At 62.6% G+C, this 21,934-nt stretch carries 19 protein-coding genes; 17 read left to right on the top strand and 2 right to left on the bottom strand.

The window, feature by feature from the left end; translation table 11 throughout:
- Positions 1–59 precede the first annotated feature (59 nt).
- Positions 60–1,814, top strand: a complete 1,755-nt coding sequence (locus ACTHUY_RS00455; RefSeq protein WP_441674803.1) for a trypsin-like peptidase domain-containing protein — start codon at positions 60–62, stop codon at positions 1,812–1,814.
- 300 nt (positions 1,815–2,114) lie between these two features.
- Here ACTHUY_RS00455 and ACTHUY_RS00460 read toward each other — a convergent pair whose 3' ends face one another.
- Positions 2,115–2,291: a hypothetical protein gene (locus ACTHUY_RS00460; RefSeq protein ID WP_441654257.1), complete on the bottom strand. Its 177-nt coding sequence runs from the start codon at positions 2,289–2,291 to the stop codon at positions 2,115–2,117.
- A 174-nt stretch (positions 2,292–2,465) separates the two neighbouring features.
- Entirely contained in the window at positions 2,466–3,695 is a 1,230-nt protein-coding gene (locus ACTHUY_RS00465) for an isochorismate synthase (protein WP_441674804.1), read from the bottom strand.
- A gap of 39 nt (positions 3,696–3,734) precedes the next feature.
- Here ACTHUY_RS00465 and ACTHUY_RS00470 point away from each other — a divergent pair, with 39 nt between their 5' ends.
- The 16 genes from ACTHUY_RS00470 (at position 3,735) to nuoN (ending at position 21,911) form a co-directional block, all read left to right on the top strand.
- Positions 3,735–4,430 carry a demethylmenaquinone methyltransferase gene (locus ACTHUY_RS00470; RefSeq protein ID WP_441654259.1) on the top strand — a complete coding sequence of 232 codons (696 nt, stop codon included), beginning with the start codon at positions 3,735–3,737 and terminating at the stop codon, positions 4,428–4,430.
- 118 nt (positions 4,431–4,548) lie between these two features.
- Positions 4,549–5,832: a geranylgeranyl reductase family protein gene (locus ACTHUY_RS00475; RefSeq protein WP_441654260.1), complete on the top strand. Its 1,284-nt coding sequence runs from the start codon at positions 4,549–4,551 to the stop codon at positions 5,830–5,832.
- Between the two features lie 109 nt (positions 5,833–5,941).
- On the top strand, positions 5,942–6,301 hold the full coding sequence (locus tag ACTHUY_RS00480) for an NADH-quinone oxidoreductase subunit A (RefSeq protein WP_126703965.1): 360 nt from the start codon (positions 5,942–5,944) through the stop codon (positions 6,299–6,301).
- Between the two features lie 11 nt (positions 6,302–6,312).
- Positions 6,313–6,873: an NADH-quinone oxidoreductase subunit B gene (locus ACTHUY_RS00485; protein WP_126703964.1), complete on the top strand. Its 561-nt coding sequence runs from the start codon at positions 6,313–6,315 to the stop codon at positions 6,871–6,873.
- Entirely contained in the window at positions 6,870–7,568 is a 699-nt protein-coding gene (locus ACTHUY_RS00490; protein ID WP_126703963.1) for an NADH-quinone oxidoreductase subunit C, read from the top strand. The genes ACTHUY_RS00485 and ACTHUY_RS00490 overlap by 4 nt, the downstream gene beginning before the upstream one ends.
- Positions 7,568–8,923: an NADH-quinone oxidoreductase subunit D gene (locus ACTHUY_RS00495; protein ID WP_441654261.1), complete on the top strand. Its 1,356-nt coding sequence runs from the start codon at positions 7,568–7,570 to the stop codon at positions 8,921–8,923. The genes ACTHUY_RS00490 and ACTHUY_RS00495 overlap by 1 nt, the downstream gene beginning before the upstream one ends.
- Positions 8,923–9,603: an NADH-quinone oxidoreductase subunit NuoE gene (nuoE, locus tag ACTHUY_RS00500; protein ID WP_441674805.1), complete on the top strand. Its 681-nt coding sequence runs from the start codon at positions 8,923–8,925 to the stop codon at positions 9,601–9,603. Before ACTHUY_RS00495 ends, nuoE begins: the two co-directional genes overlap by 1 nt.
- Positions 9,594–10,928, top strand: a complete 1,335-nt coding sequence (gene nuoF / locus ACTHUY_RS00505; protein WP_126703960.1) for an NADH-quinone oxidoreductase subunit NuoF — start codon at positions 9,594–9,596, stop codon at positions 10,926–10,928. The genes nuoE and nuoF overlap by 10 nt, the downstream gene beginning before the upstream one ends.
- On the top strand, positions 10,925–13,501 hold the full coding sequence (locus ACTHUY_RS00510) for an NADH-quinone oxidoreductase subunit G (RefSeq protein ID WP_441674806.1): 2,577 nt from the start codon (positions 10,925–10,927) through the stop codon (positions 13,499–13,501). The genes nuoF and ACTHUY_RS00510 overlap by 4 nt, the downstream gene beginning before the upstream one ends.
- On the top strand, positions 13,501–14,838 hold the full coding sequence (nuoH, locus tag ACTHUY_RS00515) for an NADH-quinone oxidoreductase subunit NuoH (protein ID WP_441674807.1): 1,338 nt from the start codon (positions 13,501–13,503) through the stop codon (positions 14,836–14,838). The genes ACTHUY_RS00510 and nuoH overlap by 1 nt, the downstream gene beginning before the upstream one ends.
- Positions 14,831–15,502, top strand: a complete 672-nt coding sequence (gene nuoI / locus ACTHUY_RS00520; RefSeq protein WP_441654265.1) for an NADH-quinone oxidoreductase subunit NuoI — start codon at positions 14,831–14,833, stop codon at positions 15,500–15,502. Before nuoH ends, nuoI begins: the two co-directional genes overlap by 8 nt.
- Positions 15,499–16,536, top strand: a complete 1,038-nt coding sequence (locus tag ACTHUY_RS00525; RefSeq protein WP_441674808.1) for an NADH-quinone oxidoreductase subunit J — start codon at positions 15,499–15,501, stop codon at positions 16,534–16,536. The genes nuoI and ACTHUY_RS00525 overlap by 4 nt, the downstream gene beginning before the upstream one ends.
- Positions 16,537–16,541: 5 nt before the next feature.
- Complete coding sequence (gene nuoK, locus ACTHUY_RS00530; RefSeq protein ID WP_206501904.1) at positions 16,542–16,832, top strand: NADH-quinone oxidoreductase subunit NuoK; 291 nt, start codon at positions 16,542–16,544, stop codon at positions 16,830–16,832.
- Between the two features lie 9 nt (positions 16,833–16,841).
- Complete coding sequence (gene nuoL / locus ACTHUY_RS00535; RefSeq protein ID WP_441654334.1) at positions 16,842–18,767, top strand: NADH-quinone oxidoreductase subunit L; 1,926 nt, start codon at positions 16,842–16,844, stop codon at positions 18,765–18,767.
- A gap of 25 nt (positions 18,768–18,792) precedes the next feature.
- Entirely contained in the window at positions 18,793–20,352 is a 1,560-nt protein-coding gene (locus ACTHUY_RS00540; RefSeq protein WP_126703954.1) for an NADH-quinone oxidoreductase subunit M, read from the top strand.
- Positions 20,349–21,911: an NADH-quinone oxidoreductase subunit NuoN gene (gene nuoN, locus ACTHUY_RS00545; protein WP_441674809.1), complete on the top strand. Its 1,563-nt coding sequence runs from the start codon at positions 20,349–20,351 to the stop codon at positions 21,909–21,911. Before ACTHUY_RS00540 ends, nuoN begins: the two co-directional genes overlap by 4 nt.
- The last annotated feature ends 23 nt before the right edge of the window (positions 21,912–21,934 follow it).

Raw genomic sequence — 21,934 nt, forward strand, 5'->3', positions numbered from 1 at the left:
TAGCAGAACCGCGCGTTTAACTAGGGCAGTATCAAGACCAACAGAAGGGAATCGGAACTGTGAGCGAGAACGATAACGGGCGGTGGAATACGAGCGGATGGCTCGGCGAGGGATCGGGCGGGCAGCAGCCGCGGAGCGAAGCAAGCCCCGACAAACCACAGGCCCCGTCGGACGCGCCGCATACCGATGATGACACTCGGCGCTTCGCCCCGAAGCCGGATCATGCCGACCGGGCAACGCCCTTGGTTCCGGCAACCGGCGCGGATCCCCAGCAACGCACGTCCTGGCAGCCCGGCGAACGATCCGGCGGATATACCGCACGGTCGGCAAACAACTCGGCATCGGCCCACGGTTTTCAAGCTGATTCAGCTCAGGGGGTGCAGGGCCAGGGGCATCGCCCGGTTGGCCCGTCCACCCAGGGTGGTGCGCTACCGATGTCAGCTCCTGCTTCGCGCCTCGGCGGTGACAGGGCGGGTTCCGTCCCGCAGACCGGTCAGGCACACGCTGGACTGGCGCCGATGAGCAACTCGACGCCCCACGCTGGATCCGCGCCGGGTGCTGGTCAACCCCAGGGAGCGCACTACGGGGCACCGCGCGGCACGAACGCTCGGTATGTCGGGATGTCGGGTCCCGCTCCGGCTGGCCCATTGGGTCCGAACGGTCCCACCGGAAACGGCTACGGCCCGTCCTACGGTCAGGGTTCCTGGAATGAACCACCGAAGCGGAAGGCAAAGAGGGGAGTGGCGGGAACCGCCGCCCTTGCGCTTGTCGCCGGCCTCATTGGCGGTGCGGGTGGCGCCGGACTTTTCTATGGACTGTCCGAGCCGCACGAATCAACGAGCGCGACGTCTGAACCGACGACAGAGATCCGGACCGTAGCGTCGGACAATGGCGTGAACTGGTCCCAGGTTGCGCAAGAAGTGCAGCCCTCGGTCGTGGCCATTGACGTCATGACGTCCACCTCAGGATCGACCGGGTCCGGTGTCATTATCGACGCCGACGGCCACATCGTGACGAATCATCACGTCATTGCCGGAGCTAGGCAGATCCAGGTGACCCTCTCCAACGGTCAGATCATTCCGGCTGAGGTTATTGGATCCGATGCCTCAACGGATCTTGCCGTGCTCCAGCTAGAGACGGTTCCCGATGACATCACTCCCGCAACGCTTGGATCCTCCGAGGATCTGATCGTGGGCGAACCCGTTGTTGCTATCGGTAACCCGCTGGGTCTTTCTTCGACGGTCACCACCGGCATCATTTCCGCACTCGATCGACCCGTTGTTACCCGCGAGGACGATACGTCCGAGCAGGTTGTTACCAACGCAATCCAGATCGATGCTGCGATCAACCCCGGCAACTCCGGTGGCCCGCTGTTCAACGCCTCCGGTGAGGTGATCGGCATCAACTCTTCGATTGCTTCCCTCACCTCGAGTGACGGCGGCAGTGCCGGGTCGATTGGCCTTGGCTTCGCCATCCCCGTCGACCTGGTAACCCGGGTTGTTGATGACCTCATGGATGATGGCACGGTCGATCACGCCTTCATTGGTGTGACCACGGTGTCCGAGGCAGTTGCCACCGAGACCGGAACCCGCGTGGGTGCCCGAATCGTTGAGGTCTCGCCAGGATCTCCCGCAGAGCAGTATGGACTGTCATCAGGCGACGCGATTCTGTCGATCAACGGCGACCAGCTCGCCTCCAACACCGCCCTGACCGGCTACGTCCGCCAGTACGCCCCCGGCGAGACCATCGCCCTCGAGGTGTACCGCGATGGAAGCACGGACACGATCGACCTCGTTCTGGGTATGAGGGAATAGCCGGACGGGGGAGGAGCAAACCCGGAAGGGGGAGTAGCAAACCCGCCCGCGGGAGTAGCGAAACCCGCTAGCTAGCAAGTGATAGCAAACCGGCTAGGCCCGCGCCCATTGCTTCAACAGACCGGGCCCATTGCTTCAACAGAAGAGACCACCCCGATACCTACCGGGAAGACGTCATAGCCAAAAGGGAAGTCCCGCGCATGATCATTCAGATCTAGGCGCGGGGCTTCCTGCGTTCCGACATGAGTGTCGGAACGCGGGCTGATTTCCCTACCGGACTACGGGGACGGGAGGTGGGCGTCAGAAAACGAACACGAAGAAGGCGACGAGGGCAGCGATGGCGATGATGGTGCCAATGCCGATTGTGAGTTTGCGACGCTGCTCCTGCTTCTTCCGCTTCTCTTGCCGAATCTTGGCATTGCGGGCGGCGGCCTCGGACTGGCGGGCGGAACGCGCGGGCTTCTCGGTCATCATCATTGTCCTAACGTCTGTCGGGCCGGATAAGCACGAGCCTGGCGGGTGCCTTACCGGGTTCAGCGAGCATCGGTGCCCACCGGAGGGGTCAAAGAAATAATAGCGAGGAAAGGTTTCCGATTGAACCGACCGGCCGCCCCGGTTGCGTGGACTCTGCCGAGCACCGTGAAACTCCCGCTATTCGAAGGCTTTGAGGATCGCGGAGAACTTCGCTTCGGTTTCGGCGAGTTCCTGCTGGGGGACGGAGCGTTCCATGATGCCACCACCGGCGAAGGCACGGGCGCGGTGGGGATCGTTCCGGTCCAGCTGTGCACATCGCAGGGCGAGCGCCCAGTCGCTGTTACCGGACGAATCCATCCAGCCCACGGGTGCCGCGTAGCGGCCCCGGTCGAGGGCCTCGATCCGGTCGATGACCTCGAGGGCCGTATCGGTGGGGGTGCCACCGACTGCCGCGGTGGGATGCATGGCACCGGCTGCGGTCAGCCCCGTCCAACCCGCTGCTAAGTCAGCTTCGAAATCTGTTGCGAGGTGAACGACGTTGGGCAGATGCAGGATGGTGGGGCCGTTGGCACGGACCGGGCCGGAGGCCTGAATGTCGAGTGCGTGGAGGACCGAGTCGGAAGCGTAACGGTGCTCGGCAATGTCCTTCGCGGAAGAGCGGAGCGCATATTCTGCCGCTTCTTGCCCCTGGGTGGTGGGCCAGGATCCTGCGAGGACGCGGGTGGTGAGGTGGCCGTCGCGAACGGAGGCCAACATTTCGGGCGTTGCTCCGATCATTCCCGAAACCAGGTAGGTCCATGTGGAGGGGAAGGCCCGGGTCAGCTTGGCGACGAGGAGTCTCTCGTCCATGGGGAATTCGGAAACGATGTCGATGTCGCGGGCCAGCACGACCTTTTTTGCTTCTCCACGGGCCAGAAGTTCAACGGTTTCCGCGACCGCCGAGTTGAAACCTTCCTCATCCAGGTGCCCCGCCGACCAGTCGACGTGCCCGAAATCACCGATTGGCTCAATGGGCTCGGCTGTGATAGTGGCGTTTTGATCCGTCGAAATTACTGTTTCCCAGGCACCGTCGCTGTCCCAGCCAAGAATCCTCTGTGGGATTGTCACGGTCGAAATGTCGGCGGAGGTGTCCGAGAAAGAAAAGGTTCCAAACGCCGTGAGGCCGGTGCCAGGGCGGGCCACTGGATCGTCGATGATGGCGGCGGCAATGATGTCATCGAACCAGCGCTGAGCCGCAGTAAAGCGGTCGGGCCCTTCAAATGTACCGACCGCGGCCTCTCCCCATCCGACCATGCCGCCCGTGGCTGTGACCCACATGAGGTTCTTTCGGGGATGCGGGATATCCCCGGGGCTCGGCCGGGAAGCGGCCTGCCGCGTGAATGCGAAAAGTCGGGTTAGGTCGGACACAAGCAAAAAGCATACTTGGTATGGGTCCATAATGGAGATATGAGTCGAGCCACCCTGAAGAAAGACCCGCGCGATGTGGCGGGTATGTTCGATGATGTCGCCAAGCGTTACGACATCACCAATACCGTTCTGTCCATGGGGCAGGTGTACGTATGGCGGGCGGCTGTCCGCGAGGCCCTGCGGATTACCCCCGGTATGAAGATCCTTGATATTGCGGCCGGAACCGGCACGTCCACCGAGGTGTACAAGAATGCTGGGGCGGAGACCGTTGCGCTCGACTTCTCGATCGGCATGGTCACCGTCGGTAAGCAGCGCCAGCCCGACATGGACTTCATTGCCGGCGATGCGACAGCCCTGCCCTTTGCGGACGGCACGTTTGATGCGGTGACCATCTCGTACGGCCTGCGTAACGTCAATGACCCGGATCTGGCCCTGCGGGAGATGCTTCGCATTGTTCGCCCCGGTGGCACCCTGGTTGTCAACGAGTTCTCGACGCCCACGTGGAAACCGTTCCGAGCGCTCTATAACTTCTACCTCGGCACGGCCCTGCCGACGCTTTCTACGCTTGTGTCCTCGGATTCTGAGGCCTACGACTACCTCGCGGAATCGATTCTCGACTGGCCGAGCCAGGAGGCGTTTGCGAAGCGCGTCCAGGAGGCCGGTTGGCGAAATGTTGAATACCGAAACCTCTCCGGAGGAATCGTTGCCCTGCACAGGGCTACGAAGCCCGAATGAGTGGCCGCAGTCACCAAACGAATTTAACAACGTTTGCCTTTGGTAAATAACCACATTTACTAATGGATAAATGGGATAAATCCGCTGATAGGATGACGCGGATAGTGAAAGGAAAAGCGTGGCTATAGACAGGCTCAGCGGTGATGCAGACGTCATCGTTGTAGGCGCCGGACCAGGCGGCTCAGCTACCGCTCACTATTTGGCACAGACGGGCCTGCGTGTACTGCTTCTGGAGAAAGGCACGTTCCCGAGAGACAAGATCTGCGGCGACGGGCTTACCCCGCGTGCAGTCGCGGAAATCATCCGCATGGGAATCAACACCGACGGCTGGATCCGCAACTACTCTCTCGTTGCCCACGGCGGCGGCCACCGAATTGAAGTTCCGTGGCCCGAGCTGAACTCCATGCCCTCCTACGGCATGGCACGAGCGCGTGGCGACCTCGACCACGACCTCGCCAAGAAGGCGGTCGAGTCGGGTGCGGACCTGCGCGAGGGCATGACCGTCACGGGGCCAATTACTCATGAGCGTTCCGGCCGGATTATCGGCGTTGAGGCGCGCCCCAAGGGGGCTGACCGCAAGGCCCCGCCGCAGCGTTTTCTTGCCCCGATCGTCGTGGATGCTGGCGGTGTTTCCGCACGGCTTGCAACCTCGATGGGTCGCGAAAAGATCTTTAACAGGCCCATGGGCGTGGCAACGCGGACGTACTTCAAGTCGCCGCGCGCCGATGAGCCAATCATGGAATCCCACCTCGAGCTGTGGGATGGGGAGCCCGGTAAGTCGAACCTCATGCCCGGCTACGGCTGGGTGTTCCCGCTGGGCGACGGTCTCGTCAACGTGGGCCTCGGTTCGCTGTCCTCGACGGCCAAGCCCACCGGCATTGACTACCGCAAGCTGTTCGACACGTGGATGCAGAACGTTCCTGAGGAATGGGGCTTCACGAAGGAGAACCAGGTTGGCCAGGTCAGGGGAGCGGCGCTTCCGATGGCGTTTAACCGCAAGCCGCATTACGAATCGGGCCTTCTGCTCGTTGGCGATGCTGGCGGCATGGTTTCCCCGTTTAACGGCGAAGGCATTGCATACGCGATGCAGTCCGGCCGCCTCGCAGCGGACTTTATTACACAGGCGCTGTCGCGCCGCTCGCTCGGCCAGCAGGACCGCGTGCTCCACCAGTACAGCGCGGAGCTCCGGGAGGAGCTCGGCGGCTACTACTCGCTCGGACGTATCTTCGCTACCCTGATCGAGCGCCCGGAGATCATGCACCTCTGCGTCCACTACGGACTGCCGAGGCCGACCCTCATGAGGCTCGTCATGAAGCTCCTCTCGGACGGTTATGACCGCCGCGATGGGGACTGGATGGACAAGCTCATCACGACTCTCACGAAGGTGGTGCCGTCCGCATGATGCTGTTGACCTGCGGCAGCGCCACAAGCGTGAAAAATACCGACTACCCTGGAAGTGTGAATCAAGCGGGCCTCAGGGCTTCGCGGGTTGCTTGCTCAATGGAGGCGAAATGAACCCCTATACCCCAATACTCCTAATGATTGTGGTGGCGCTCGTCGTGGCCGTCGGTGGCCTCGTCGGAACTGGCCTGCTCGGCCCGAAACGCTATAACCGCGTCAAACTCTCAAACTACGAGTGCGGAGTCGAAGCAACCCCGAACGCCGGCACCGCCGGACGTTTCCCCATCAAGTACTACCTGACCGCGATGACGTTCATCATCTTCGACATCGAAGTGGTGTTCCTCTACCCCTGGGCGGTCTCGTTCGAGAAACTCGGAGCTTTCGGGCTCATTGCAGTTCTGACATTCATTTTCCTGATCACCGTGCCCTTCGTCTACGAGTGGCGCCGCGGTGGCCTGGAGTGGGACTGAGGAGATAAATCATGGCACATTCGCATGAAGATGATGCATCCGCGGGCATTATGCTCACCACCATCGAGGGCATTGCCGGATGGGGACGTTCCAACTCCCAGTGGCCTGTCACGATGGGTCTCGCCTGTTGCGCCATTGAGATGATGGCGGCGGGTACTCCCCGCTTCGACATGGCTCGCTTCGGCCTCGAGGTGTTCCGCGCCTCGCCTCGACACGCAGACCTCATGATTGTGTCCGGCCGAGTCAGCCACCGCATGGCACCGGTCGTCCGTAACATTTACGACCAGATGGCGGACCCCAAGTGGGTAATTTCCATGGGTGTTTGCGCCTCCTCGGGCGGCATGTTCAACAACTACGCGATCGTCCAGGGCGTTGACCACATCGTTCCGGTCGACATTTACCTCCCGGGATGCCCGCCGCGCCCCGAGATGCTCATTAACTCCGTCCTCGAGTTGCGTAAGCTCATTAAGGACGAGAAGTTCTTTGGACACCGTAAGGCCATTGCCCGTCGCGCCGAACAGGCCGCGCTGGCTGCCACGCCGACGCACGAAATGAAGGGACTGCTCGCGTGACCGATAACGAAATTGCACGGGGCGGACGCCCCAGCCTGGACGTCGTACGTACGACGCACGGGCAGTGGGGAGTCGAAGGAACCGGTGATACCTCCGGATTCGGGACGCTCGAACAGACCGTCACGATCTCCCCGGCCGCCGTCCGACCCTACGGCTCCTGGTTCGACGAAGTCGTCGATATTCTTCTTGAGCTCATTGCCGCCGAAGGCCTCGCGGGTGAGGACGTCATCGAGAAGGTCGTCGTCGACCGCGGTCAGCTCATCCTCTTCATCGTGAAGGAGCACGCCCCCATGGTGGCGAAGATGCTCCGCGACGATCAGGACCTGCGCTTCGAACTGTGCCTCGGCACGTCTGCCGTGCACTACCCGAACGACACGGGGCGCGAGCTGCACGCCTACACGGCACTGTTCTCCATTACGCACAACCGCCAGCTGGCCATTGAGGTCGTCTGTTCGGATGAGGACCCGCACATGCCGACCCTCGTCGGTGTTTACCCGGGTAATGACTGGCACGAGCGCGAAGCTTGGGACCTCATGGGAATCGTCTTCGACGATCACCCGGGCCTTACCCGTCCCGCGATGCCCGATGACTGGGTCGGTCACCCGCAGCGTAAGGATTACCCGCTCGGCGGCATCCCCGTCGAATACAAGGGCGCGGTCGTCCCGCCGCCGGATACTCGGAGGAGCTACAACTGATGACTTCTACAGATTCCCGGTACTACGCAACTGCCGGAGCAACCGACGAGGACCTGAACTCGGCGCCCCAGCATCACGCGCAGGGCGGCGACTGGTCCGATCTTTCCGCCGAGGCTGAGCGCCTGGGCGAAGAGCGCATCGTCGTCAACATGGGCCCCGTACACCCCTCCACCCACGGCGTCTTCCGCCTCCTTCTCGAACTCGATGGCGAGTACGTTCGCGAGCTCCGCTCGTCGACCGGCTACCTCCACACCGGTATTGAGAAGAACATGGAATACCGCAACTGGGTGCAGGGCGTCGCGTTCTGCACCCGCATGGACTACGTTGCTCCGTTCTTCCAGGAGGTTGGCTACGCGCTCGCCATTGAGAAGCTGCTCGGCATCACCGATCAGATTCCGCGCCGTGCCAGCCAGATCCGCGTCCTCCTCATGGAGCTCAACAGGATCGCCTCCCACCTTGTCGCCATCGCCTCCTCCAACAACGAGCTTGGCGCGACAACGATGATGACGCTGGGCTTCCGCGGACGCGAGGACATCCTCCGCATCTTCGAGCGGATCACCGGCCTGCGCATGAACCACTCGTACGTCCGCCCCGGCGGCCTCCCCGACGATCTGCCCGAAGGCACGATCGAGTACATCCGCGAACTCCTCCCGAACGTCAAGGCGACGACGGAAGAGATGATGGATGTCGTCAAGGAGAACCCCATCTTCAAGGCGCGTCACGTCGACATTTCCACGCTGCCGCTGGCCGGCATGCTGGCTCTTGGCATGACGGGACCAAACCTGCGGGCGGCCGGACTGCCCTTCGACCTGCGCAAGACGCAGCCGTACTGCGGCTATGAGAACTACGAGTTCAACGTCCCGGTCAAGGACAAGTCCGACGCCTACAACCGCGCGGTTCTCCGTTTCGAGGAGATCTTCGAGTCGTTCCACATCGTCTACCAGGTCCTTGACGCTCTCGAGGAGTCCGAGGGCGAGCCGGTGATGATTGAGGATCCGAAGATTGCGTGGCCGTCCAAGATGACAATTGGAACGGACGGCCAGGGCCAGTCTTTCGAGCACATCAAGGAAATCATGAACGACTCGATGGAGTCGCTCATTCACCACTTCAAGCTCGTCACCGAGGGCTTCTCGGTACCCGCAGGCCAGGCATACCAGCTGGTCGAGCACGCAAAGGGAACGCTCGGCGTTCACCTCGTCTCGGCCGGCGGCACCCGCCCGTACCGTGCTCACTTCCGTGATCCCGGATATTCGAACCTGCAAACGCTAGGAATGATGTGCGAGGGCGGCATGCTCTCCGACGTCATCATTGCCCTGGCCTCTATCGACCCGGTGATGGGAGGAGTTGATCGCTAATGTCCGATCGTTTTGATGCGGATGTCGAGACCCGACTTCGCAATGACATGGCTGAAATCATCGCCAGGTACCCGGATGACAGGTCGGCCCTGCTGCCGATGCTGCACCTCATTCAGTCCGTTGACGGCTACGTGTCGCCCCGGGGCATTGCCCTGTGTGCGGACGTCCTGTCGCTCACTCGGGCCGAGGTATCTGCCGTAGCAACCTTCTACTCCCAGTACCGTCGTCGTCCCAACGGCGAATACAACGTCGGTGTCTGCACGAACGCGCTGTGCGCGGTCATGGGTGGTGACATCATCTGGGACAAGCTGTCCGAGCATCTCGGTATCGGCCACGACCAGACCACCGCGGACGGCAAGATCACGCTTGAACAGCTCGAGTGCAACGCCGCCTGCGACTTCGCGCCCGTCATCATGGTGAACTGGGAGTTTTTCGACAACCAGACGCCCTCAAGCGCGGTTGAACTGGTCGACAAGATTACCGCCGGTGAGGACATCAAGCCCACCCGCGGACCCAACAAGGTCCACACGTTCAAGGAGGTGTCCCGCACCCTTGCAGGGTTCGAGGACGGCCTCGTCGATGAAGGTCCTGGTGCCGGTCCCGAGTCCCTCGTTGGGCTCCGCTACGCCCGCGAAAAGGGCTGGACCGCTCCCCAGGCCGTAGGGGAGGAATCACGGTGACCGAGTTTACTAATCCTTCGCTTCTCGCCCCGGTTATCTCAAATATCTGGGATGTACCGCAGTCGTGGAAGCTCGAGACGTACAAGCAGCATGGCGGCTACGAGGGCCTCAGCAAGGCCTGGCACTACGGCGATGGCGAGCTAACCGAGGTCGTCAAGGCCTCCGGTCTGCGCGGACGCGGCGGTGCCGGCTTCCCGACGGGCCTCAAGTGGTCCTTCCTGCCGCCCGCCGACGGCGGCCCCCGCTACCTCGTGGTCAACGCTGACGAGTCGGAGCCGGGAACCTGTAAGGACATCCCGGCCCTGCTCGCCAACCCGCATGCCCTCATTGAGGGCATGGCAATCTGCCTGCGCGCAATCGGCGGCCACCATGGCTTCGTCTACCTGCGCGGTGAAACCGTCCACGTGTACCGCCGCCTCATGGCAGCGGTCCGCGAAGCCTACGAGGCTGGACTCATCGGTAAGGGCCTGGGCCCGAACGGTGACTACGACATTGACATCACCGTGCATGCTGGCGCTGGCGCCTACATTTGCGGTGAGGAAACGGCTCTTCTCGACTCCCTTGAGGGACGCCGTGGCCAGCCCCGCCTCAAGCCCCCGTTCCCGGCGGCAAAGGGCTACCTGGCCCGCCCCACGGTCGTTAACAATGTTGAGACCATTTCATCCGTGCCCGGCATCATCAAGAACGGCGCCGACTGGTTTGCGAAGATGGGAACGGAGAAGTCGAAGGGCCACGGCCTGTTCTCCCTTTCTGGTCACGTCAAGAATCCCGGTCAGTACGAGGCTCCGTTTGGCATTACGTTGCGCGAGCTTCTGGACATGGCAGGCGGCATCCGCGAAGGCCACGAACTGAAGTTCTGGACCCCCGGCGGTTCCTCCACGGCAATCCTCGGCCCCGAAGCCCTCGACGTTCCCCTCGGCTACGAAGAGGTCATGGAGGCAGGTTCGATGCTCGCCACCCGTGCGCTGCAGATCTTTGACGAAACAACCTCCGTTGTTCGCGTCGTCCGCGCCTGGACCGACTTCTACCAGCACGAGTCATGCGGTAAGTGCACCCCGTGCCGCGAAGGCACGTTCTGGATGCGGGCAGTGATGCACCGCCTCGAGGCAGGCAAGGGCCTGCCCACCGACATTGACATGCTCTACGAAATCGCGGGCAACATCGCTGGCCGTTCCTTCTGTGCGCTCGGCGACGCTTCGGCCGTCCCGATCCAGTCCGGCATCAATTTGTTCCGTGAGGAATTTGAGCAGGGCCTGACCACTCCGGCCTGGGAGCTCTTCCCATACGAAAAGTCCGCACTCTTCTCCGAAGTAGGTGTCTCATGACAACGACCGAAACCGATCTTGTCAATATCAAGGTTGACGGCCAGGATGTTGCAGTCCCGCAGGGCACGCTGATTATTCGTGCCGCGGAGCAGGTCGGCATCCGCATCCCGCGGTTCTGCGACCACCCGTTGCTCAAGCCCGCCGGCGCCTGCCGTCAGTGCCTCGTTGAGGTAGCCCGCCCGGGCCGCGACGGCAATCTCGCCAAGGGACCGAAGCCCGTCGCATCCTGTGCAGAGGCTGTCAGCCCCGGCATGGAGGTCTACACGCAGGCGTCGTCCGACGTTGCGGAGAAGGCCCAGCACGGCATCATGGAGTTCCTCCTGATCAACCACCCGCTGGACTGCCCCGTCTGCGACAAGGGCGGCGAATGCCCCCTCCAGAACCAGGCCATGTCCGATGGTCGGGCAACCTCCCGCTTCACGGACGTGAAGAGGACATTCCCGAAGCCGATTAAGGTTTCCTCGCAGATCCTGCTGGACCGCGACCGCTGCATCCTGTGCCAGCGTTGCACGCGCTTCCAGTCTGAGATTGCCGGTGACCCGTTCATTCAGCTTCAGGGACGCGGCGGCGGCTCTCCCGCCTACGAGGTCCATGGCCTCCACGGTTCGCAGATCGGCAACTTCGACGCCTCGATTCTCGGCTTTGTCGACGGTGACGACGTCCCCTCGTCCGTTGAGGATCTGGCCAATGCCGGCCCGCACGGCGAGGCTGGCCTCGTTGTCGGCATGGCACCGGGACCGGTCGGAGAGGCCGAGCTCGACGAGTCGGGCCGCCCCTTCTCTTCCTACTTCTCGGGCAACACGATCCAGATCTGCCCCGTTGGTGCTCTCACCTCGGCCGCATACCGGTTCCGTGCCCGCCCCTTCGACCTCGTGTCCGTCCCCTCGATCACCGAGCATGACGCATCGGGCTCCGATATCCGCGTCGACTTCCGTCGTGGCACGGTTCTCCGTCGCCTTGCTGGTAACGACCCGGAGGTCAACGAAGAGTGGATTACCGATAAGGACCGTTTCGCGTTCCGCTGGCAGAATGGCGAGGACCGCCTCAAGGTCCCGCACGTCCGCGACGAAAACGGTGAACTCGTTCCCACGTCCTGGGCGGACGCCATGGATGTTGCGGCACGCGGCCTCGAGAAGGTAGGTGCCTCCGGCATCCTGACCGGCGGTCGTCTCCCGCTCGAAGATTCCTACGCGTACTCGAAGTTTGCTCGCACCGTCCTCGGTCACAACAACATCGACTTCCGCACCCGCGTCGCCTCCGAGGAAGAAGATGCTTTCCTCGGTTCGTCCGTTGTCGGAACCGGCCTCGGTGTTACCTACACCGAGATCGAGAATGCCAAGCACGTCTTCCTCGTTGGCCTCGAGCCGGAAGAGGAATGCGGTTCGATCTTCCTCCGCCTGCGGAAGGGTGTTCTTGCGAAGACCACGTCGGTCTCCGTCCTGGCACCGTTCGCAACCCGCGGCACGTTGAAGATGTCGGGCACTCTCGTCACGGCGGCCCCCGGAACCGAGCCCTCGGTCCTCAACGCTGTTGCAGCGAACGCTCCTCAGGAGCACCTCGCGGCACTCGCTGAGCGCCTGAACGGCGGCGTCATCCTCGTTGGTGAGCGCGCTGCCGAAACCCCGGGCACGCTGACCGCGATTCTTGACCTCGCGGAGCGCACGAATGCACGGATCGCTTGGGTTCCGAGGCGTGCGGGTGACCGCGCTGCCCTCGAGGCCGGCGCTGTTCCGTTCCTCCTTCCCGGTGGACGTCCCGCTTCGGACAGCCAGGCACGCGTTGACCTCGGCGTCACGCTGAACGCCACGGTTTCCGATCAGCCGGGGCTTGGCACCGCAGGAATCCTCGACGAAGCCCGTGCTGGCAAGCTTGCCCTGATCACCGCCGGTGTGGAACTGGCCGACCTTCCCGCGGGAGCGCCCGAGGCACTAGACAATGCCCCATTCGTCATTGCGATCGAGGTTCGTCGTTCCAACATCACGGCCAAGGCCGACGTTGTCTTCCCGGCGGCACCGCCCGTCGAGAAGGGCGGCACCTTCATTAACTGGGAGGGTCGCGAACGTCCCTTCGGCCAGGTCCTCACCTCGACAGCTCTTACGGATCGTCAGATCCTCGCGGAGCTCGCCGAGGAACTCGGCCACAATCTGGGACTTCCCACACTCGAGTCCGTACATGCGGAGTACCGCGAGCTCGTCGACTGGGATGGTGCCCGCATCGAGCGTCCTCGCGTGCAGGCCGACCCGGTCCCGGCACCGGGGGACAGGGAAGCGGTTCTCTCAACCTGGCACCTCATGATCGACGACGGTCGCCTCCAGGACTTCGAGCCGCACCTTGCCGGTACCGCCCACCGGTCCATCGCCCGTATTTCCCCGGCCACGGCCGAGGCACTCGGTGTTGATCGCGATTCGAAGCTGACCGTGACCGGCCCGAAGGGCTCCATCACTGTTCCTGTTGTTCTTTCGCACATGCCCGATCGGGTCGTGTGGCTTCCGAAGAACTCCCCGGCCTGCCACGTGGCGGACCTGGGCGCCCAGCCGGGCGGCATCGTGTCTCTCACGGCGGAGGTTAACTAATGCTCGCAACATTTCCTGCGGCGATGGCTGAGCCGGTCGCAGATTTCTCCCAGGACAACTGGTGGATCTGGCTAATCAAAGCCGTTTTCATCGTCCTGTACCTGATCCTCTCCGTGATTTTGGCCCTCTGGGTGGAGCGCCGCGGTCTCGGCTTGATGCAGACGCGAAAGGGCCCGAACGTTACCGGTATCTTCGGTTTCGGCCAGGCATTCGCGGACGCGATCAAGCTGATGCTCAAGGAAGACTTCTGGCTGAAGGGCGCAGAGAAGGCAATCTACTTTGTCGCCCCCGCGATCTCCGCTCTCTGTGCGTTCTCGATCTATGCGGTTATGCCGTTCGGTCCCGAAGTTTCCATGTTCGGCATCGAGACGCCACTGCAGCTTGCCGACTCCTCGGTTGCACTGCTTTACGTGCTGGCAGTTGCCTCGTTCGGTGTCTACGGCCTGGTGCTCGGTGGCTGGTCCGCTAACTCCACATATCCGCTGCTGGGTTCGATCCGAAGCGCCGCCCAGGTGATCTCGTACGAGCTCGCCATGGGTCTGTCGCTCCTGTCGGTCTTCCTCGTTTCCGGCACGATGTCGACATCGGCGATGGTCGATGATCAGACGAGCCTGTGGAACGTGTTCATCTGCCTCCCCGCATTCATCACGTACTTCATTTCGATGGTTGGCGAAGTTAACCGTCTGCCCTTCGACCTCCCCGAAGCTGAGGGTGAGCTGGTTGCCGGTCACACGACCGAGTACTCCGGTATGAAGTTTGGTTGGTTCTACCTGTCCGAGTACATCAACATGCTGAACGTTTCGACGATCGCCGTTGTTGTGTTCATGGGCGGCTGGCGTGCACCGTGGCCGATCTCGGCCATCAACGACGGAATGTTCAACGAGGGCTGGTGGCCCATGATCTGGATGTTCCTCAAGACCTGGGTATTTATGTTCTGCCTCATCTGGATCCGCGGCACGCTACTGCGTATGCGTTACGACCAGTTCATGAAGCTCGGTTGGAAGGTCCTGATCCCCGTTGCCCTCGGGTGGCTGGTCGCCGTTGCGATCATCCAGGGACTCGGCACCTTCACAGATATCGATACGCAGATGATCCTCATCATCCTGGCCGCTATCTTCCTCGTCATCTTCGCTGTTCTCTGGTTCGTTGAGGGCAAGAGCGATGACAGGGATGATCCGGGAGATGGCACGGTGATCGACCCGAAGGACGAGTTCGATGCGTTCTCCGGTGGTTACCCGGTCCCGCCGCTGCCCGGCCAATCCCTACCGCCCTCGCCACGTGCGAAGCGAGCTCCCGCATATTCGTCTACCGCAAAGGAGGCAGATTCCGATGAGTGACAACCAGTCCTCGGATCGCCGCCCGGTTGATCCGGCACTGTACAGCCCGAAGAAGAAGGGAGCGATCGGCAGGTTCTTCGCCCCGGTCGCTGGCTTCGGCGTCACGTTTTCGTCGATGTTCCGCCCGGCCGCAACTGAGGAGTACCCCTTCAAGAGGACCCCGACCCAGCCGCGCTTCCACGGCAGGCACCAGCTGAACCGTTACGCGGACGGCCTGGAGCGCTGCATCGGATGTGAACTGTGCGCATGGGCGTGCCCGGCCGACGCGATTTACGTTGAGGCTGGCGCGAACACTTCGGATGAGCAGTACGCACCGGGTGAGCGCTACGGAGCGGTCTACCAGATCAACTACCTGCGCTGCATTCTGTGCGGGCTCTGCATTCAGGCCTGCCCGACGCGCGCACTGACGATGACGAACGAGTTCGACTCCCTCGTGGGACCTACTCGCGAGTCCCTCATTTTCGAGAAGCAGGACCTCCTGGCCCCGATGCTCGACGGCATGCTGGCTGCGCCCCACCCGATGGTGGAGGGCACGACCGATGACGACTACTACCGCAACGAGGTCACGGGACCGACCAAGGAGCAGATCGACTGGGTGGCAGAGCGCCGTCCCGACGACCCGACTCTCAAGGCTGCGCGTCCCGTTGAGGAGGCAGCGAAGTGAATCCGTTCCTGAGCGCCGGGATTGACCCGGTCACCGGGACCGTCACCACGGGAGAGACCATTCTCTTCTGGGTGCTGGCGCCTCTCATGGTGATCGCGGCTCTCGGCCTGCTGTTCGCCAAGAAGGCCGTATACGCAACGATCTCCGTCGTCTTCGTCATGGTCATGCTCGCCTTCATTTACACGGCCCTCGAAGCACCGTTCCTCGGTGTTGTCCAGGTGATCGTCTACACCGGCGCAATCATGATGCTCTTCCTCTTCGTCCTCATGCTCGTGGGCGTTGACTCCTCCGACTCGATCGTTGAGTCGATCAAGGGCCAGCGTTGGGTTGCCGCCCTCGGCGGCATCGGTATTGTCCTCGTGCTTGCGGGTGCTGTCTTTACAGCAACCGACCTGCCGACCCCGGTTGGCATGGCAGAGGTCAACGCAGAGTCCAACCCCGTTGCTGTTGCCACCGACATCTTCGGTAACCACGTGATCGCCATGGAGCTTTCGGGCGCCCTGCTCATTACGGCAGCGATGGGAGCCATGGTTCTCACGCACCGCGAGAAGCTGAAGCCGCGTAAGACGCAGCTGGATGTCGCGAACGAAAAGATGAAGGCGTACGCCGAGTCCGGCGTGCACCCCGGCCAGGCCCCCAACGCGGGCCTGTTCGCCGAGTCGAACTCGTCGACGAACCCGGCCCTCACCGCGGGCGGCAAGCCCGTCGAGGAGTCCGTCTCCCGCATCCTCCGCATCCGCGGCCAGGCCCGTACCGTTGGCGAGATCTCGCCCAGGACGGTCGAGCGCATTGCGCGCGCAAGCGACGAGCGTCCGGGCCTCGACGGCCCGACCACGTTCGGCAAGATCGGCCAGGTTGGCCTGCCGGGTATGCCGGGCGCCAAGGCCCCGCTTGCCCCGACCCAGTCGACCGAGATCTCCGCAACCGGCCCGGCCTTCGATGAGGACTCACAGTCCGATGAGGTCCCGACCGCGGCGGAGACGCAGGCGGCCGAAGAGGTCAAGCCGGAGTCTTCGAAGGAGGAGAACAAGTGAGCCTCATGAATTACGCAGTGCTGGCATTCATTCTGTTTGCCATCGGTGCGGTAGCCGTTCTCACCCGGCGCAACGCGATCATTGCCCTCATGGGTGTTGAGCTCATGCTGAACTCGTGCAATCTGGCGCTCGTCACGTTCGCCCGCATGCACGGGGACATTACGGGCCAGACGGTGGCGTTCTTCGTCATGGTTGTCGCCGCCGCCGAGGTCGTCATTGGCCTGGGCATCATTGTGTCCATCTTCCGAACCCGCAGGTCCGCGTCCGTTGACGCGCCGAACCTGCTCAAGAACTGACGGGGGTAGATTGTGACTACTAACGCAATCGCAGCAACCGGCAACGTGGAGCTCATCTGGCTCGCCGTCGCCATTCCGCTCGTCAGCGCAGGCATCCTTCTCCTCGCGGGGAAGGGCGCTAACCGCTGGGGCCACTGGCTGGGCATCCTTGCCTCCCTCGGCTCCCTCGTTATCGGCGTCATGGCCGCGCTTGACCTGCTGGGCCAGGATTCTTCGAATCGTATTCAGGAGCACATCCTTTACGAGTGGATCCCCGGCGGGGACCTCGATGTTGCGCTGGGCTTCCGGGTTGACCCGTTGTCGATCACGTTCGTTCTTCTTGTGACGTTCGTTGGCACGCTCATTCACATCTACTCGGTGGCGTACATGGAGAAGGACAGGGACCGTCGCCGGTTTTTTGCCTACCTCAACCTATTCGTTGCCTCGATGCTCCTCCTTGTTCTTGGTAACTCCTACCTGGTCCTCTTCGTGGGCTGGGAGGGCGTGGGCCTTGCCTCGTACCTGCTCATCGGATTCTGGAACCAGGTCCCCGAGTACGCGACCGCAGGCAAGAAGGCGTTCGTCATGAACCGTGTCGGTGACATGGGCATGCTGCTCGCCATGATGACCATGTTCGCCTCGTTCGGCACCGTCAGCTTCGACGGTGTGGCCGGTGCCGCTGGCGGCGCCAGCGAGGGCGTCCTCACCGCGATCGGCATCTTCCTACTGGTAGCTGCGTGCGGTAAGTCCGCACAGTTCCCCCTCCAGGCATGGCTCGGTGACGCAATGGCGGGCCCGACCCCGGTCTCCGCCCTCATCCACGCCGCCACCATGGTGACCGCCGGTGTCTACCTCATGGTCCGTTCCGCTTTCATCTTCGAGGGCGCACCCACCGCTCAGCTACTGGTTGCCATCATCGGTACGATCACGCTGATCTTCGGTGCCATCGTCGGTTCCGCGAAGGACGACATGAAGAAGGTGCTGGCAGCATCGACCATGTCCCAGATCGGTTACATGATGCTGGCTGCGGGCCTTGGCCCGATCGGTGCCGCATTCGCCATCTTCCACCTCGTCACGCACGGCTTCTTCAAGGCCGGCATGTTCCTCGGAGCTGGCTCCGTCATGCATGCGATGAACGACGAGGTCGACATGCGAGGCTTCGGCGGACTGTGGAAGCACATGAAGGTCACCTGGGTGACGTTCGGACTGGGCTACCTTGCCATTATTGGTTTCCCGTTCCTGTCTGGCTTCTACTCGAAGGACTACATTATCGAGGCCGCGTTTGTCGGCGAGGGCTGGCAGCCCTGGGTGTTCGGTACTGCAACGCTACTGGTCGCCGGCCTGACCGCCTTCTACATGTCGAGGCTGTTCTTCATGGTCTTCCACGGTAAGCCCCGCTGGAGCTCCGAAGGCCCGAATGCTAAGCACCCGCACGAGTCCCCGGCTCTCATGACGATCCCCATGATCATCCTGGCCATCGGATCCGTTGGACTGGGCTGGTTCCTCGATGCTGGAGATCGCTTCGTCACGTTCCTCGAGCCGGTCACCGGAGCCGTTGAGCACCTGGAGCCGGTTATCCCGGTCCCCGTGATCATCGGGCTGACCCTAACGCTCGTCGCCATCGGCGTTGCCGTTGCCTACGTCATGTACGTTCGCAACGACGTGCCCGCGAAGGCACCTGCCGCCAATGTCCTGGTCAACGCTGCCCGCAACGACCTGCACCAGGACGCCATCAACGAGAACCTGTTCATGCGCCCCGGCCAGTGGCTGACGCGCGGCGTGGACGGGACCGATCGGGGCCTCATCGACGGCCTCGTCATGGCTGTGGCACGGAGCTTCGGCTCCGTGGGACGCAGCATCGGCAAGATCCAAAACGGTTACGCACGAAGCTACGCGGGTGTTATGACGCTCGGTATTGTCGTCGTCGTCATCCTGGCCCTCGCGGCGCGGATCTGACCGGGACTGGAGGAATAGAGGTTACATGGATACCCCACAAACGGCAGCCTTTCCCTGGCTGACTGTCCTAATCCTGGTGCCCTTGGTCGCAGCCATTATCCTGGCCGCCGTCAAGCCGCTCCACCGTCAGGCGAAGACCTATGGCGTCGTCGTCTCAGTCCTGGTCCTAGCGGGTGCGATCATCGCATTCGTCTCCGAGTTCGACACGGCAACCGCTGGCACCGTCCAGCTGGCCGAGACCTACTCGTGGATCCCGTCGATTGGCGTTTCGCTCGCATGGGGCGTGAACGGCATGGGTGCGGTCATGATCGGCCTTGCCGTCGTGCTCGTCCCGCTCGTCATCCTCACGGCTGACTCGGATCGCTTCCTGCGTCCTCACGAGGAGCAGAGCGGCCGCCGCGACGCCGGCTACGTCGCCTGGGTCCTTGCTCTCGAAGCCGTCATGATCGCGATCTTCGCGGCGCAGGACGTGTTCCTGTTCTACGTGCTCTTCGAAGCAATGCTCATCCCGGTCTACTTCCTGATTGGCTCTTACGGTGGCCCGAAGCGCAAGGCAGCGGCACTGAAGTTCCTGCTGTACTCGCTTGCTGGCGGACTCGTCATGCTTGTCGGCGTTGTCGCCGCGTACGTCTCCGGACCGGGTGGCCCCGAAGGCTTCCTCATCGCCAACCTGGCAGGCTCGGTTGACGGCTCGCAGACAGCACAGATGCTCATGTTCCTGTCCTTCTTCATCGCGTTCGCGGTGAAGGCCCCGATGTTTCCGGTCCACACGTGGCTCCCCGACGCAACGGAAGAGGCACCGGCCGGAACATCCGCGCTGCTCGTCGGCGTCCTCGACAAGGTCGGAACCTACGGCATGATCGCCCTGTGTCTTCCGCTCTTCCCGGGCGCCGCACAGGACGCAGCCCCGGTCATCATGATCCTGGCTCTGATATCGATCATCTGGGGTGGCTTCATGGCCATCGCTTCGAAGGACCTCATGCGCCTCATCGCGTTCACCTCGGTGTCGCACTTCGGCTTCATGGTGATGGGTATCTTCTCCGGATCCGAGACCGCCATGACCGGTGCGATCCTGTACATGGTTGCGCACGGTGTGGGAACGGCAGCGCTGTTCCTCATCGTTGGCTACCTCGCAAAGAGGGGCGGCTCGCAGATGGTCACCGACTACGGTGGCTGGCAGCGCGTCACCCCGCTGCTTGCGGGCGGCTTCCTCATCGCCGGTCTTGCGACCCTGTCCCTGCCGGGCCTGTCGGGCTTCGTTCCCGAGTTCATGGTCCTGGCCGGAACGTTCGAGGTCTCGAAGCTCATCGCAGGCATCTCCGTCATCGGCGTTATCCTCGCGGCTCTGTACATTCTCCTGCCGTACCAGCGGGTATTCACCGGACCGCGGCCCGCCATCGAGGTCAAGGACCTGGGAGTCTCCGAGAAGACCGTCACCGGTGTTCTCGTGGCCCTGATGCTGGCCCTCGGCTTCGTCCCCGGCCCGATCATCGAGATCGTCGAGCCGGTCGCGGAACAGTCCGCCGTCATCGTCGCGGATAACGCATTTGCTACGTCCGCGCTCACCGAAGGGAACCTCAAGTGACTAACTTTGTGACCCCAGATATCGATTGGGCAGCACTCACTCCGATCCTCGTGGTCATGGGTGCCGCCGTTCTCGGAGTCCTGGTCGAGGCCTTCGCTCCGCGTAACTCCCGTCGCTCCGTCCAGGTGACGATCACGTTCCTTGCCCTCGCCGGAGCGCTTGTCTCCGTCGTGTGGCGCTGGACCGTTGTTGACACCGAAGACGCGCAGGCAGTTGTGGGCGGACAGCTCATCGAGGATCCCTTCACCCTCATGGCCCAAGGCATTGTCCTTGTCTCCGCTCTGCTCGCGGCCTTCGTTATCGCCGACCGCACGCAGACCCGCGAAGGTTCCTTCGCGGCATCGGCAGCAACCCGTCCCGGTTCTCAGGAGGAGCGCGAGCTCATCCGTGCCGGCGTTCAGCAGACCGAGGTTTACCCCCTCGTTCTGTTCGCCGTCACCGGCATGCTGGCCTTCCCCGCAGCGGGCGACCTGCTGACGCTGTTCATCGCCCTCGAAGTTCTCTCGCTGCCGCTTTACATCCTGTCGGGCATGTCGCGCCGCAAGCGCCTCATCTCGCAGGAGGCCGCACTCAAGTACTTCCTGCTCGGTGCGTTCTCGTCGGCCTTCTTCCTCATGGGCGTTGCCCTCCTGTTCGGATTCTCGGGTTCCGTCCGCTACTCCGAGGTTGCTCAGGCAACAACGGCAACGGTCGGCATGGAGTGGATGCTCATCATCGGCATTGTCTTCGTCCTCGTCGGCCTGCTCTTCAAGGTCGGTGCCGTTCCGTTCCACTCCTGGACCCCGGACGTGTACCAGGGCGCTCCGACCCCGATCACGGGCTTCATGGCGGCAGGCACGAAGATCGCTGCCTTTGCGGCAATGATCCGGTTCCTCTACGTCATTGCCCCGGGCATGGCGGGCGACCTCGAGGTTCTCCTCTGGGTCATCATCATCGTGACGATGCTGGTCGGTACCGTTCTCGGTATCATCCAGACCGACATCAAGCGCATGCTTGCCTACTCGTCGATCGCCCACGCGGGCTTCGTCCTCATCGCGGCCACGTCGTTCGAGACCTCGGGCATCAGCGCCACGCTGTTCTACCTCCTGGCCTACGGCGTAGCAACGGTCGGTGCCTTCGGCATCGTCACCCTCGTTCGCGAGAAGGACTCAAACGGCAACATCACGGGCGAGGCAACCTCGCTCAAGGCATGGGCCGGGCTCGGCAAGCGCAAGCCCGCACTTGCCGTGTCGATGCTGATCTTCCTTCTCTCGTTTGCCGGTATTCCGCTCACGGGTGGCTTCGTCGGTAAGTTCACCGCCTTCGCCGCCGGTATTGAGGGCGGGGCATGGCCGCTGGTTGTCATCGCCGTTCTCGCATCCGCAGCGACCGCGTTCTTCTACTTCCGTCTCGTCGTCCTCATGTTCTTTGAGGATTCGGACGAGCGGACGACGGTAGTCTCCTCGGAGGGCATGAGCCTCGTGGCGATCGTCATCGCAGCTATCGCGACCATCGCACTCGGTGTGTTCCCCGGACCTGTCCTTGACCTCATTGGAAACGCGGCGGTGCTACTCCCGTGATCGAAGAACTCGTCAGCGCCACC

The organism is Flaviflexus sp., assembly GCF_052087705.1.
In the GTDB taxonomy this organism is placed as follows: Bacteria; Actinomycetota; Actinomycetes; order Actinomycetales; family Actinomycetaceae; genus Flaviflexus; species Flaviflexus ciconiae.

Excerpts from the sequence above, each read along its gene's own strand:
- nuoE (WP_441674805.1), top strand. The coding sequence starts at position 8,923 with ATGTCCGATCGTTTTGATGCGGATGTCGAGACCCGACTTCGCAATGAC.
- ACTHUY_RS00460 (WP_441654257.1), bottom strand. The coding sequence starts at position 2,291 with ATGATGATGACCGAGAAGCCCGCGCGTTCCGCCCGCCAGTCCGAGGCC.
- ACTHUY_RS00470 (WP_441654259.1), top strand. The coding sequence starts at position 3,735 with ATGAGTCGAGCCACCCTGAAGAAAGACCCGCGCGATGTGGCGGGTATG.
- nuoI (WP_441654265.1), top strand. The coding sequence starts at position 14,831 with ATGAGTGACAACCAGTCCTCGGATCGCCGCCCGGTTGATCCGGCACTG.
- ACTHUY_RS00480 (WP_126703965.1), top strand. The coding sequence starts at position 5,942 with ATGAACCCCTATACCCCAATACTCCTAATGATTGTGGTGGCGCTCGTC.
- ACTHUY_RS00510 (WP_441674806.1), top strand. The coding sequence starts at position 10,925 with ATGACAACGACCGAAACCGATCTTGTCAATATCAAGGTTGACGGCCAG.
- ACTHUY_RS00540 (WP_126703954.1), top strand. The coding sequence starts at position 18,793 with ATGGATACCCCACAAACGGCAGCCTTTCCCTGGCTGACTGTCCTAATC.
- nuoK (WP_206501904.1), top strand. The coding sequence starts at position 16,542 with ATGAATTACGCAGTGCTGGCATTCATTCTGTTTGCCATCGGTGCGGTA.
- ACTHUY_RS00495 (WP_441654261.1), top strand. The coding sequence starts at position 7,568 with ATGACTTCTACAGATTCCCGGTACTACGCAACTGCCGGAGCAACCGAC.
- ACTHUY_RS00485 (WP_126703964.1), top strand. The coding sequence starts at position 6,313 with ATGGCACATTCGCATGAAGATGATGCATCCGCGGGCATTATGCTCACC.
- nuoH (WP_441674807.1), top strand. The coding sequence starts at position 13,501 with ATGCTCGCAACATTTCCTGCGGCGATGGCTGAGCCGGTCGCAGATTTC.